The sequence below is a fragment of the Methylomicrobium lacus genome (genome assembly GCF_041897535.1).
In the GTDB taxonomy this organism is placed as follows: Bacteria; Pseudomonadota; Gammaproteobacteria; order Methylococcales; family Methylomonadaceae; genus Methylomicrobium; species Methylomicrobium lacus_A.
Genome location: NZ_CP169217.1, coordinates 3,421,640 through 3,434,989, shown reverse-complemented (window position 1 = coordinate 3,434,989; position 13,350 = coordinate 3,421,640). Strand labels below are relative to the sequence as shown.

The 13,350-nt window shown below is 58.2% G+C and carries 15 protein-coding genes; 1 reads left to right on the top strand and 14 read right to left on the bottom strand.

The features are described 5' to 3' along the window. Positions 1-59 precede the first annotated feature (59 nt). The 13 genes from ACEPPP_RS15390 to rlmB all read right to left on the bottom strand — a co-directional run bounded on the left by ACEPPP_RS15390 (position 60) and on the right by rlmB (position 10,555). Positions 60-1,550: a L,D-transpeptidase gene (locus ACEPPP_RS15390; protein WP_374088150.1), complete on the bottom strand. Its 1,491-nt coding sequence runs from the start codon at positions 1,548-1,550 to the stop codon at positions 60-62. Between the two features lie 719 nt (positions 1,551-2,269). Further along, complete coding sequence (gene ccmI / locus ACEPPP_RS15385; RefSeq protein ID WP_374088148.1) at positions 2,270-3,505, bottom strand: c-type cytochrome biogenesis protein CcmI; 1,236 nt, start codon at positions 3,503-3,505, stop codon at positions 2,270-2,272. After that, entirely contained in the window at positions 3,502-3,960 is a 459-nt protein-coding gene (locus ACEPPP_RS15380) for a cytochrome c-type biogenesis protein CcmH (protein WP_374088146.1), read from the bottom strand. The genes ccmI and ACEPPP_RS15380 overlap by 4 nt, the downstream gene beginning before the upstream one ends. Then, positions 3,957-4,484, bottom strand: a complete 528-nt coding sequence (locus ACEPPP_RS15375) for a DsbE family thiol:disulfide interchange protein (RefSeq protein ID WP_374088144.1) — start codon at positions 4,482-4,484, stop codon at positions 3,957-3,959. Before ACEPPP_RS15375 ends, ACEPPP_RS15380 begins: the two co-directional genes overlap by 4 nt. After that, on the bottom strand, positions 4,477-6,432 hold the full coding sequence (locus ACEPPP_RS15370) for a heme lyase CcmF/NrfE family subunit (RefSeq protein ID WP_374088143.1): 1,956 nt from the start codon (positions 6,430-6,432) through the stop codon (positions 4,477-4,479). The genes ACEPPP_RS15375 and ACEPPP_RS15370 overlap by 8 nt, the downstream gene beginning before the upstream one ends. A gap of 78 nt (positions 6,433-6,510) precedes the next feature. Then, entirely contained in the window at positions 6,511-6,723 is a 213-nt protein-coding gene (locus tag ACEPPP_RS15365; RefSeq protein WP_374088139.1) for a type II toxin-antitoxin system HicB family antitoxin, read from the bottom strand. 5 nt (positions 6,724-6,728) lie between these two features. Next, entirely contained in the window at positions 6,729-6,890 is a 162-nt protein-coding gene (locus ACEPPP_RS15360; protein WP_374088137.1) for a type II toxin-antitoxin system HicA family toxin, read from the bottom strand. 111 nt (positions 6,891-7,001) lie between these two features. Then, entirely contained in the window at positions 7,002-7,445 is a 444-nt protein-coding gene (gene ccmE / locus ACEPPP_RS15355) for a cytochrome c maturation protein CcmE (protein ID WP_374088136.1), read from the bottom strand. Next, positions 7,442-7,606: a heme exporter protein CcmD gene (ccmD, locus tag ACEPPP_RS15350; RefSeq protein WP_374088135.1), complete on the bottom strand. Its 165-nt coding sequence runs from the start codon at positions 7,604-7,606 to the stop codon at positions 7,442-7,444. Before ccmD ends, ccmE begins: the two co-directional genes overlap by 4 nt. Continuing rightward, on the bottom strand, positions 7,603-8,367 hold the full coding sequence (locus ACEPPP_RS15345; RefSeq protein ID WP_374088133.1) for a heme ABC transporter permease: 765 nt from the start codon (positions 8,365-8,367) through the stop codon (positions 7,603-7,605). Before ACEPPP_RS15345 ends, ccmD begins: the two co-directional genes overlap by 4 nt. A gap of 153 nt (positions 8,368-8,520) precedes the next feature. Beyond that, positions 8,521-9,195 (bottom strand): heme exporter protein CcmB, encoded by a 675-nt coding sequence (ccmB, locus tag ACEPPP_RS15340; protein WP_374088132.1) that lies wholly within the window; start codon positions 9,193-9,195, stop codon positions 8,521-8,523. Further along, complete coding sequence (ccmA, locus tag ACEPPP_RS15335; protein WP_374088131.1) at positions 9,195-9,815, bottom strand: cytochrome c biogenesis heme-transporting ATPase CcmA; 621 nt, start codon at positions 9,813-9,815, stop codon at positions 9,195-9,197. The genes ccmB and ccmA overlap by 1 nt, the downstream gene beginning before the upstream one ends. Continuing rightward, on the bottom strand, positions 9,812-10,555 hold the full coding sequence (gene rlmB / locus ACEPPP_RS15330; RefSeq protein ID WP_374088129.1) for a 23S rRNA (guanosine(2251)-2'-O)-methyltransferase RlmB: 744 nt from the start codon (positions 10,553-10,555) through the stop codon (positions 9,812-9,814). Before rlmB ends, ccmA begins: the two co-directional genes overlap by 4 nt. A 176-nt stretch (positions 10,556-10,731) precedes the next feature. Here rlmB and mutL point away from each other — a divergent pair, with 176 nt between their 5' ends. Beyond that, positions 10,732-12,558 (top strand): DNA mismatch repair endonuclease MutL, encoded by a 1,827-nt coding sequence (mutL, locus tag ACEPPP_RS15325; protein ID WP_374088127.1) that lies wholly within the window; start codon positions 10,732-10,734, stop codon positions 12,556-12,558. 209 nt (positions 12,559-12,767) lie between these two features. On the opposite strand, the gene ACEPPP_RS15320 is transcribed toward mutL, so the two are convergent. Further along, a complete protein-coding gene (locus ACEPPP_RS15320) occupies positions 12,768-13,220 on the bottom strand; it encodes a hypothetical protein (RefSeq protein ID WP_374088125.1) in 453 nt (150 codons plus the stop codon). Between the last annotated feature and the right edge of the window lie 130 nt (positions 13,221-13,350).

The window sequence follows — 13,350 nt, the reverse complement described above, 5'->3', positions numbered from 1 at the left end:
GCTTGCCGTTGGCTGAGCAGAGTCGAAGCCAACAAGATAATGGCAATAACTATGCCTACCTACCTGGCAACGACTCTGCCGGGATTCTCTTGCCTAACCGCCGTCTCGGCACGGGCCTGCTGATTCGCGCCTTTGCTGTCTTTGGCCGGCACATGACCGGCCTGCATCGGCTCGGGCGCCTTATTCATCACCGTCACCGGCAGGCCCAGCGCCCCCCACTGATAAAGCCACCCGGCATCCTCGGAGACATTGGGCCAGCGCTTGTTTTGGTCTTTGGTGGCCATGTTGATGCAGCCATGGCTGGCGGGACGGCCGAAACTATTGTGCCAAAACGCGCCATGGAAGGCATAGTCTCTGTGGAAGAACTGCGTATACGGGACGTCTTCCACTTCATAGAAACCGGGCTGTCCCTTGGCGACATCGCTACGCATTCTCTTGTGGCGGTAACGGTCATAGATATAAAAAGAACCCGTCACCGTGGGGGTTTTGCTTTTGCCCGTGCTGACCGTGAAGGTGCGGACCACTTTGCCGTTTTCCACGGCCTCCACACGCTGGCGGTCCAGGTAGACGAAAAGCCTCCGGTCGGTGCCGGTGCTGAATTGCTCGACCAGGGCCTGCTTCAGCATCCCGCCGCGCTCGCTTCTTAAATGTTGCCCGTCGTCGCTGACTTCGATGGTGCTTGAGGCCGGCCATGCAGGCTGGGGGGTAAATCTCAGTTGGCGCGGCCCGATCCAGCGCCATTTTCCAGAGATGGCTTGGCCATCACGGGTTTGCACCTTGAGCTTGCTCGCCGCGCTGGCTCGATCGGCCAACGCTTCACTAAAAGTCACTTGCAGCGGCAACATCAAGCCTAAATTGCTCAATCCCTTGACATTCGTCTCGGCGGCAAGGGGTGGCGCGGTTGTCAATTCCAGGTCGAGCGGCGGCAGGGATACGCCCGTGGGGGTTTTATAGTTCACCTGGACCGCATACTTATGGTCTTGCTCGTAAGCGCTCGCCAGCAGCCGGATGTTCTGGCCCGTGGCATCGTGTTCCGCTGTCAACGTCAAGCCGCCGGTGGCCTGCACCTCCCCCACGGGCCGGTCGAAATGCAGGGTCACCGAGGCGTCCGGACCTACCATTGTCAGCGTGGGCCCTTCCAACTTCGGGATCGCGGCTGTTGTGAAGTTGATTTCACGGGTTTCGGACTCTCCCGACCAAGACCGCTCCGCCGTCACCTTGATCTTATAGCGAGTCTCGAAGGCTAAAGGCGCGGGCAGGCTCAGGCGGGTTTGATCCTTCGCCGCAACCAGGACTTTTCCTGTGCCGTCGAACAGTTCAACCTTGGACAAGCGGGCGCCCAAGCCCACCGCCTCCAGGGTAATGGCTTGGCGCGGATCGACTTCGTTGCCGCCTTGCAAGGATGTCATCGAAAACCCATAGGGCAGCAAACCTTGGCTAACGAAGGTTTCGTTCGGACTGGCTTGCACGACTACCGACAACGTCATGATCGCCGCGACCGACCAGAACAGAATCGGTTTGATCGAACCCAAATAAGTGGCCATTTTCATCGAGTCACTTTGCACACAATTAGGTGTATTGATTAAAAGCTGGGCATACCTGTAAGCTTCAAGTCATCCCTTTCGGGATGACCAGACAGAAGACCGATCCTTGGTTCGCCGATACAATCCGTTTTGCCCATTTCATTGCCCTCATTATACTAAAGATAGCGCCTCCAGAAGAAAACCTTGACAAATCAGCCCCAACGAAACAGGGTAAAATCATTGCGGGCAGGCAGTAGGTTGTTCACTATTCGAACAAGGCAGTGGGCAAAAAGTTTCACCTAAGCTCGCTGTGCGGTTTCGCGCACGAATGCAGGAGGTAGAGCAAAGCAGGGAGCAGTTTCCAAGCAAACCGCCATGGCTGATGCAATCACAAAGATTCGATGCAAATAAAAAAAACCAGCCAGCAAGGCTTTTGACAACCACGGTTTGAGAGACTTCGATAGGGTGGATTACCTGCGGCGAATCCACATTACGGGTCAAGCAGGAAGATGCGGACATTTTAGGATCAGCTGACGAAGGAAGCCCATCGTTCGCGATAGATGGGCTTCGTACCTCGTCCCATCCTATGCACTACCTTACGGGTTGTCACGAGTAATGAAGCAGTTCCGACCCAGCGGGCCGAGGTTTGCTCCCCAGCCTACGTTTCAGGCCAACTTCAAGGCCTCAAGAAAATGTGCGGACGGGTTTACAAAACCCGTCCGGCGTTGAGTCCAGAGTTTTACAGATTATTCAACTCGCTGGTTAATCACGACTTTATAACCACCCGAACCAGATACGGACGCTTTTTCTACCATCCCTATCAAATCCCCCGGCTGCGAAATAGCCTCTCCGGATTTGGAGATGCGCGCCAGCAACCTCACCTCGCTGAAATTCGACAATTTCATCGCCGGCATCATCGCCGTCGTGTCGTCGAGCGTGACCTTGAGCGGCAGGTCGGAGACCTGTTTGCGCACGATCGCGAGCGGCATTTTCGGGCCGGTCAGGGCCTGGGCATAAATGAATAAGGTGTCGCCGGGACTTGCGGCTTGCTGGAGTTCCGGAGCCAGACTGACTTCGACGCTAATCGAAGCGGCCGCGGCAGCCGGTTGTTCGGTGGCTTGCGGTTCGCTTGCCGCCGCCTGCGCCTGGCCCGGGAGCCCTGCGATGATGTTCTGCATTTCCTTGCGCGGTTCGGAGCCTTCCGGCAGCAGCGATTCGAGCTTCCGCCACAACGTCGCGGCGCCCTGCGGGTCGCCTTGCTGCACCTTGGCGAGGCCGGCGAGCCAGAGGCCGTTCGGGTTTTCGGGTTCGAGTTTCAGCGCCTTGAAGATCAGCTCGGACGGTTTGCCGGCCAGATTCTTGTTCGCGGCGAAGGCCAGCGCTTCCGCGTAGAGCAGCATCACGTCGGGCTTATCGCCCATCAGCCGGTAGGCATTTCCGAACGCGTCGGCGGCTTTCGGGAATTGTTCGAGATATTTGTAGGACTTGCCGAGCATCAGCCAGCCTTCGGCGTCGTCGGGGTTCGCCTTCATCTTCTCGGCGAGGCCCGCGACCATTTTCTCGATGTCCGCGGGAGTCGGCATGCCCGCCGGCGCGGCTTGGGCAAGCTCTGCGCCGTGCTCGACTGCATCGAAGCGTCCGAGCGCAAGATACAGGGAACCTGCCAATACCGGCACCGCCACGGCGACTAGATAAACCATCCAGCGGCCCTGGGTATTGGCGGCCTTGACCTGGCTTTCGATCGAAAGATCGTCGCTGAGCGCGAGTTCCAGTTCGGCGACCTGCTCGTCGAATTGCGCCTGGCTGATGCCGCCGGCGCGCAGATTGTTTTTAAGTTCGGCCAGGCGAATCCTGGCGATTTCGATATTGCGATGATCGAGATCGGCCTGTTGCAGTTCGCGCGCGCGCCATAACGGAGGCAGGACAAACGCAAAGGCGACCAGGATAAATGCGGCCGCGATCAGAAAAAATACGATGTTCAAGAGCGGTCACCTTCATCCAGTAAGCGGCGAATCTTTTGCCGTTGTTCGTCGCTGAGCGACGGCTTCGGGCCGGTCTGTTTGCGGCGGATCAACACGATCACGCATAGCGCGCCGATCAGAAAAAACAGCACCGGGCCGAGCCAGAGCAGCAGCGTCTTGACCTTGAACGGCGGGTTGTATAACACGAAATCGCCGTAGCGCTCGGTCATGAACTTCAGGACTTCGTCCTTCGACTGGCCTTTTTCCAGCATTTCGTAAACCTGCCGGCGCAGGTCGGCGGCGAGGTCCGCATTCGAGTCGGCGATGGTCTGGTTCTGGCAGACCAGGCAGCGCAGTTCCGAAGTCAGCGATTCGTAGGCTTCCTGCTGCTCGGGATTCTTGAATTCGCGGTATTCGACGCCGGCGCAGCTGACGTCAGCCAGCAGTAAAAGAAAAATCAGCGTAATCGGTTTCATTCGGCTTGCAGTTTGGCGATCAGAGGCAAGAGGGTTTGCTGCACGGTTTCGGGCGTCACCGGGCCGGTATGTTTATGACGGATGATGCCTTTCTTGTCGACCACGAAGGTCTCCGGCACGCCATAGACGCCCCAGTCGATGCCGATCCTCCCTTCCTGATCGCTCACGCTCATGTCGTAAGGATTGCCGAGCTGATTGAGCCAGTTCAAGGCATCTTTCCTCGCGTCCTTGTAATTGAGTCCGATGATCAGCGCCGCGTGCTGCTGCGCCAATTGATTCAGCACCGGATGCTCGGCGCGGCAGGACACGCACCAGGATGCCCAGACATTGAACAGCCAGACCTTGCCTTTCAAGTCCTCGGGCGACAGCTTCTGCTCGGGATTATCGAGCTTCGGTGCGCTGAACGCCGGGGCCGGCTTGCCGATGAAGGGCGACGGGATCTCGGTCGGGTTCAGTTTCAAGCCGATCGCGAGAAACACGCCCATCACGATGAAGATGATCAGGGGGATCAGGTATTTAAGCATTGGCGCCTTCCTTGTTTTTCGCGTTGATCCGGTAGCGCCGATCGAGCGCGGCCAAGAGCCCCCCGGCCGCCATCAAAATCGCGCCAAGCCAGATCCAGCGGATGAACGATTTGTAATAAATCCTGAGACTCCAGGCGCCCTGATTGCCGAGCGGCTCGCCGATCGCGACGAACAGGTCGCGGAACAGGCCGGCGTCGATCGCGGCCTCGGTCATCGGCATTTTCTGCACCTGATAGACGCGTTTTTGCGGCTGCATCTCGGCGACTCTTTTGTCATCATGGTCGACCGTAACGAACGCCTGCTCGGCGACATAGTTGGGACCTTGCGTTTGCTTGACGCCATGGAAACGGAAGCTGTAGCCGGACAGATCCAGCGCCTCGCCCGGCGCCATGCGCACGTCCTTCTCGACGCTGTAGGATGTCGTCAGCGTGATGCCGATCACGAACACCGCGATGCCCGCATGCGCGAGCGTCATGCCGTAAAAACCGGAAGGAATGCCCGCGAGCCGCTGCCAGGAAAAACCCTTCGCGCCCATGCGGTCGTAAAAAGACAGCCCGGTGCTGGCCAGGGTCCAGAGCGCGAGGCTCAAGCCGAACACCGCCGCCCAGGAATAAAACGGCATCAAAAGCGGCAACAGCAAGCCCAGCACGACACAGGCCAGCGCGATCCAGCGCACCCGCAGCGCCAGCGCCCCGAACAGGTCGCGCTTCCAGCGCAGCAGCATGCCGAGGCCGACCGCAACCGCGAGCGGCGCGGTCAACGGGATGAACACCGCATTGAAATACGGAGGCCCGACCGAAATCTTGCCGAGTCCCAAGGCATCGATCACCAACGGATAGAGGGTGCCGAGCAGGATGCTGGCCGCAGTCACAACCAGCAGGATGTTGTTCAACAGAATCACCGATTCACGCGACACCCAATCGAAAGTCGCGCTGCTCTTGACGGTGGGCGCCCTGACCGCATACAGCAGCAGCGAGCCGCCGACCACGACGCCGAGGAAAACCAGGATGAACAGGCCGCGCGCCGGATCGCTCGCGAATGCATGCACCGAGGTCAACACGCCGGAGCGGACCAGGAAGGTGCCGAGCAGGCTCAAGGAAAAGGCGAAGATGGCCAAAAGCACGGTCCAGGTCTTGAACACGCCGCGTTTTTCGGTCGCGGCCAGGGAGTGGATCAGCGCGGTGCCGACCAGCCAGGGCATGAACGAGGCGTTTTCGACCGGGTCCCAAAACCACCAGCCGCCCCAGCCCAGTTCATAATAGGCCCACCAGCTGCCGAGCGCGATGCCGATCGTCAAAAACATCCAGGCAATATTGGTCCAGGGCCTCGACCAGCGCGCCCAGGCCGCATCGAGCCGGCCTTCGAGCAGCGCCGCGATCGCGAATGCGAAGGCGACCGAGAAACCGACATAGCCCATGTACAGCATCGGCGGATGGATCGCGAGGCCAGGGTCTTGCAGCAGCGGATTCAAGTCGCGGCCTTCGGCCGGCGCCGGAAACAGCCGCTCGAACGGGTTCGAGGTCAGCAGCAGAAACAGCAAAAAGCCGATAGCCACCAGCCCCATCACGCCGAGCACCCGAGCGACGGTCGCCTCCGGAATGCTACGGCTGAAGCGCGCGACCAGACCGGTCCAGCACGACAGCACCAAGGCCCAGAGCAACAGCGAGCCTTCATGCGCGCCCCAGACCCCCGAGATCAGATACAGGGTCGGCAGCGCGGTATTCGAGTTGGTCGCGACATAGGCGACCGAAAAATCGTGCGTCAAAAAACTCGTCGTCAGGCAGCCGAACGAGATCGCCATGAACAAGAGCTGCGCATAAGCGGCGGGCCGAGCGACGCCGATCCAGCCGGCTATCGCGCGCGCGGAGCCTGTGATCGGCAAAGTGGCCAAGACGACCGCCATGCACAGGGCCATGATCAGCGCGAGGTGTCCTATTTCGGGTATCATTGGGGTTGACCTTTTTTGTTGCCGTCCATGGTGGATTATTTAACTGGCCCGCTTACGGGATTGCATCAGTACGCGAAGCTAAGCCACAAGTTCACAATATTCAACAGCGGTTGAAGGAATTGGAATTGGCAGACCTTCTTCTCGTAAACCTTCAATATGAAAGGCGATGGCTTCACGAATATTCTGTTCTATCTCGACAAGGGAATTTCCGGTGGTAATACACCCCGGCAAGTCAGGCACATAAGCAGAATAATTACCTTCGGCTTGCTCAATAATCACCGCATACCGCATATATCTTACCTTTTCAATTGTGCCTGTTTAAGAATGCTATTCAAAGTACCGGGGGCCAAATCATCGTTAGGTTTACCGAGAACCGTAACACGTCCTGGCTTGATTGGGTGCTTAAACTGGCGGTGACTGCCCCGCGTACCGACAAGAAACCAACCATCAACAGCCAACAGACTTAAGACTTAAGACTTAAGACTTAAGACTTCCGAGACCTTCATTGGTTTTGTTGATCACTTGATAGGTAAAAATGCACGTTTTAGCGGACATTTTTCTCATTAAACCTATTTGCCTTCGGCAGGCGCATCCTGCTTTTTCAGGCTCGCCTTCACTTCCGGCGGCATGTAGTTCTCATCATGCTTGGCCAGCACTTCTTCGGCGATGAAGATACCCTGGTCGTTCAATTTGCCGTGCGCGACGATGCCCTGGCCTTCCCGGAACAAATCGGGCAGGATGCCGGTGTATTCGACGACCACTTCCTTGCTGAAATCGGTCAAGGTGAAGCGCACGGTCAAGCCGTCGCCGGGACGCGACACCGAGCCTTTGACCACCATGCCGCCGAGCCGGAACAAGGCGTCCTTCGGCGCCTTGCCGGCCACGACATCGGTCGTCGAGAAAAAATACATCAGGTTGTCGTTAAATGATTTCAGCGCGAAAAATGTCGCCGCGCCGATACCGACCACCATCAGGCCGATCAGCAGCAATCGCTGTTTTCTAGCGGGTTTCATCCTTCCTTCCGTTTATTCTTCAAAAGTTGCCGGCGCAGCCACTGTTTGCGCTGCATGACCGGAATCATGATGTTGGCGGCGAGCACCGCCAGGGTAATGCCGTAGGCGGTCCAGACATAAAAGCCGTAGCCGCCCATCGCGAAAAATTCCTTCACACTCATGACGCCGTCCCGAAAAATTTGTTGCGAACCCATTGCGCCGAGCGTTCGCGCTGCAAAACTTCGACGCGCGCGCGCTGCAGCATCGCGATCAAGTAATAGAATTTGAAAGCGAGCGCCATCAACAGCAACGGAATCAGCATGCTGACATGAATCGACGGCTTGTCCATCTTGGTGACAGTCGGCCCCTGATGCAACGTGTTCCACCATTCGACCGAATAATGAATGATCGGAATGTTCACCACGCCGACCAACGCCAAAATCGCGACCGCTTTCGAGGCGACGCGCTTGTCGTCGATCGCGCCGTAGAGACCGATCACGCCGAGATAGAGGAACAACAGGATCAGCTCGGAAGTCAGCCGCGCATCCCAGACCCACCAGGTTCCCCACATCGGCTTGCCCCACAAGGAGCCGGTCACCAGGGCGACAAAGGTGAAACCCGCGCCGACCGGCGCGCTGCTGATCGCGACCACCTCGGCCAGCTTGATCCGCCAGACCAGGCTGATCGCGCCCGCCGCCGCCATCACGGTGTAGATGAACAAGGACATCCAGGCGCTCGGCACATGGATGTAGATGATCCGGTAGCTGTCACCCTGCTGGTAATCCGCCGGCGCGAGATACAGGCCGCCATACAGGCCGGCAGCGGTCAGCAGGATGAAAATGGCGGTCAGCCAGGGCATCAGGCGCTCGGTCAGCGCATAGAAATGCGGCGGCGAGGCCATGCGGTGAAAAAATCGGACGAAGGAATCAGGTACTAAAAACATTGCATGCAAAGTACAGAGTTTAAGGCGAAGGGTGGCTAAGCGAAAGCATCCACTATTTCCGACGCTCTAATATTACACACCGCCGGAGCGGTGCAACCGGCGTTCCCGCGCGAAGCGTGGAAACGATAAATCGAAATATTTTACGGGATATTGCTAATTAATACTCATTTTTAATGCCGCCGCGGTCGGCCAGGGCGCCAGGACCAGGGACAACAGCAGGATCGAAATCAATATGCTGATCTGCGCATCGACCGGCAAACCGCCGGCCGCCATTTGCACCGCATTACCGGCGAAGATCAGCACCGGCACATAGAGGGGCAGCACCAAGAGCGACAGGATCATGCCGCCGCGCCTGAGACCGACGGTCAGCGCAACCCCGATCGCGCCGATCAGGCTGAGCACCGGCGTACCGAGCAGCAAGGTCAACAGCAACACGCCCAGGGCATGACCGGGCAAGCCCAAAAATACCGCGAGCAACGGCGCGACCAAGAGCAACGGCAAGCCGGTCACCAGCCAGTGCGCGATCACCTTGGCCAGCACCAGGAGCGATGCCGGATGCGGGCTCAGCAGCATCTGTTCGAGCGAGCCGTCGTCGAAATCGGAGCGGAACAGGCTGTCCAGCGACAACATCGCCGCGAGCAGCGCGGCGACCCAGATCACGCCCGGCGCGATCGCCTGCAACAAATGCGGCTGCGCGCCGATGCCGAGCGGAAACAGCGTAATCACCAGCACAAAAAACAGCAAGGGATTGATCATTTCCGCGCGCCGCCGGAATGCCAGCACCAGGTCGCGGCGGATGATCGCCAGAAAAGCGCGAGTCAGTGTCATCAGGATAAATGAATACGCTGCACGACCGCATCGTACAGATCGATGTCGTGGTGTGAGGTTAAAACGATCATGCCGCCGTCGGCGCAGTGTTCGCGCATCAACGATTCGATCAGCGCGATACCGGCCCGATCGAGCGAGGTAAACGGCTCGTCGAGAATCCACAGGTGGTTGCCGGTGATCAACAGACGCGCCAAGGACAGGCGCCGCTTCTGCCCGGCCGACAAGGCTTGCGCCGGCACATCGTCATAGCCCGCCAGATGCACCTTCTCCAGCGCCTCGGCGATCGAAAAACGGCCGGGCCGGCCGAGGGCCAGAGACACGTTCAGATTTTCGCGCACGGTCAGTTCCTTCTTGATGCCGTCCAGATGGCCGACATAGGCCATGTCCGCATAATAGCGGCTGTCGTCGATCGCCTCGCCGCGCCACAGCACCTGGCCCGCATCGGCCTCGCGAAAACCGCACAAAATTCTCAGCAGCGACGTCTTGCCGCTGCCGTTCTTGCCTTCGAGCAACAAAACCTGCCCTGCATGCAGGGTAAAATTCAGTTCCTCGAACAGCACGCGGTCATCGCGAATGCAGCTCAAATCACAGCCTTCGAGCATCATCGGTTTAGCTATCATGCCGTCGTCCGCTGCCGCAGAACCTCATATAACAGCACGCCGGTCGCCACCGACAAATTCAGGCTTTCGACGCTGCCCCGCATCGGCAGCGCGACCAGCATGTCGCAGGCTTCCTGGGTCAGGCGCCGAAGGCCCTTGCCTTCCGCGCCGACCACCAGCGCCATCGGCACCTTGAAATCGGACTGAAAGGCGCTTTGCGCGGTGTCGCCGGCTGCGCCGAACACCCAGATGCCTTGCTCTTTCAGCCAGCGCAAGGTGCGGGCGAGGTTCGTCACCTGATACACCGGCACCGTTTCGGCCGCACCGCTTGCGACCTTACAGACGGTCGGGGTTATGCCGGCCGCATTGTCCTTGGTGATGATCACGCCATGGACGCCGGTCGCGTCGGCGGTTCTGAGACAGGCGCCGAGATTATGGGGATCCTGCACATGATCGAGCACCAGGAACAAAGCCGGCGCGGTCAGGTTCTCCACCGCCGTTTTCAGATCGTGCTCCGGCAACTCGCCGGGCATCTCGACCTCGATCACGATGCCTTGGTGTTGGCCGCCCTCCGCAAAGCGATCCAACTTCTTGCGCTCGGTCTTCTCGGGCCGGATGCCGAGCGCTTCCAGATCGGCGATCACCCGCGCCAGGCGCTGATCCTGCCGTTGGCCATCGATCCAGGCCTGGGTAATTTTGTCCGGCGAATAGTGCAACGCCGACTGCACGGCATGCAGGCCGAAGATTTTGCTTAATTTCATCAGTCGTAAGGGTGCGCATCGCGCACCTTTTCTGGGTTAGGTATAGTCGAAGGTGCGCAATGCGCACCCTACCCGAAAAATCGTCCAATTATACCAGTATGACTTTGATTCGGGCGACTGTTGTACGCTTTCCGGCCGATCAACGGTAAAATAGGATTTTGTTTGAACTCACGCGAATGCGCATTCATTTACTCCCAACCCAGCTCGTCAATCAGATCGCGGCCGGCGAAGTGGTCGAAAGACCGTCGTCGGTGGTCAAGGAACTGGTAGAAAACAGCTTCGATGCGGGCGCCCGGCAAATCCACATCGACATCGAACAAGGCGGCGCCCGGCTGATCAAGATCCGCGACGACGGCAGCGGCATCGACAAGGACGATTTGCCGCTCGCGCTGTCCCGCCATGCGACCAGTAAAATCTCGACGCTCGATGACCTCGAACACGTCGCCAGCATGGGCTTTCGCGGCGAAGCGCTGCCGAGCATCAGCTCGGTCGCCCGCCTGACGCTGATTTCGCGCACCGAAGGCGCCGATTGCGCCTGGCAGGTCCGCGCCGACGGCACCGAAAGCAACTTCGATCCGCAACCCGACCCGCACCCTAAGGGCACGACCGTCGATGTGCGCGACCTGTTCTACAACACGCCGGCGCGCCGCAAGTTTTTAAAATCCGAAAAAACCGAATTCGACCACATCGAAACGCTGATCAAACGGATGGCGTTGAGCCGTTTCGACATCGGCTTCAGGCTGACGCATAATCAAAAGGAAATCCTGAACCTGAAACCGGCCCTGGCACCCGCCGAACAGGAAAAGCGCATCGCGAGCATCTGCGGTTCGGCCTTCATCGACCAGTGCGTCAAGATCGATTTTGCCTCCTCCGGGCTGGAACTGACCGGTTGGGTGGGCCTCCCGACCTACTCGCGCAGCCAGCCGGACATGCAGTTTTTCTATGTGAACGGCCGCCTGATCAAGGACAAGCTGGTTGCGCATGCGATCAAGCAGGCCTATCAGGACGTGCTGTATCACGGCCGCCAGCCGGTGTTCGTGTTGTATCTGACGCTCGACCCGGCACTGGTCGATGTGAACGCGCATCCGGCAAAACTCGAAGTGCGCTTCCGGGAAGGCCGTCTGGTGCATGATTTTCTGTTCAGCGCGTTGCACCGCTCGCTGGCTGAAGTGCGTCCTGGACAGCAGCAGAATACCGTCACGCTACCGATGGTGGAATTGCCGGCCGAGCCGTTCGCCAAGCCGCAACTCACTGAAGAACGCCGGCCGCCGGCATTTCAGCCACGCCCGCCGCAGCAGGCGAGCCTGCCGTTGTCGGTGCAGGAAGAAGTCCGGGCTTATGGGGCGCTGCACAGCACGCCCGTTTCGGCTCCACTGACGCCCTCTCCCGCCCCGATGCCGGCCCCGGAAAAAGCGGGCGTGCCGCCACTGGGCTACGCGGTCGCGCATCTGCACAACATTTATATTTTGTCCGAGACGCCGACCGGGGTGATCCTGATCGATGCGCACGCCGCGCACGAGCGGGTCAGCTACGAACGCCTGAAACGGCAATACGAACAAGGCGCGGTCGCGCAGCAGCCGCTGCTGTTGCCGATCAAGATCCAGGTCAGCACGCGCGAGGCAGACCTTGCCGAACAGTCGCATGACTATTTTACTGCCCTGGGCCTCGAAGTGAATCGGTCCGGCCCGGAAACGCTGGTCTTGCGCTCGGTGCCTGCCTTGCTCTCGGGCGCCGATGCCGAAACCTTGTTGCGCGATGTCTTGGCCGATCTTTCGGTGCATGGCGTGAGCCAAAGGGTGCAGCAACAAGCGAATGCGGTCCTCGCAACGATGGCCTGTCACGGCTCGGTCAGGGCGCACAGGCGCCTGACCGTCAGCGAGATGAATGCCTTACTTCGGGACATGGAACAGACCGATCGCAGCGGCCAGTGCAATCACGGCCGCCCGACCTGGATCGAACTCTCAACCCAGGAGCTGGATAAATTTTTTATGCGGGGGCAATAGATATTAACCGGCCGGTTTGAAACTTAAAGGAAACCCAGAAAGAAATAAAATGCGTCCGATTACGCTGCGCTAATCGGACCTCCGGGCTGACCCCGTTTTTTCCCATACGGTGAAGAGGCTTGGCTTGATGCGAACGGGTTGTAAACCCCGTCCGCATCAAGGATAGTTCTTGAGCACCCTAGATGGCTCTGTTTATGATGATGTTGTTCTTAACCCGGTCTAGTCCATTTAAACTCGGTTCCGTCATGCCACATCAACTCGTATTTTTTCATATCATCTCCTGGATGATACCCCAAGGCATAAACATGCATTATGTTTCCTGCCCATTTGAAGAATACAGATGCATGATTGTTTGTTCCTGCCCCGCATGTGTCATGGCTAAGCATAACATTTTTGACACTGTATGCTCTTGACGCCCCACCAGGCCCCTTGCCGAGGAAATTTTCAATGGCTTTCTGATACAGATGCTCAGAAGCGCGGCTGGCAAATGTTTGATCAACATCAGTCGTCCCTCCCTCCGGTATAAGGCAAAACCCATATACTATTCTATTTACGGGGGCCTTGCCGCCGTGTTTAGAGCATAGCCCGGTACCGCCGATGTCTGGTTTGCCACATTCCCGCGGTTTTTTTTCGCTACCTATGTTAAAAACGCAAGTTCCCATAGCTCTACACCTCAGCAACAAATAGATTGGATTTTAAAAAAACCACTTAAATATAAGCGGGTCTATTCAAGAAGGAGTACATACTCCAGAAAAAAATGGATTCAGGTCTTGAATTTTGCATATTTACACG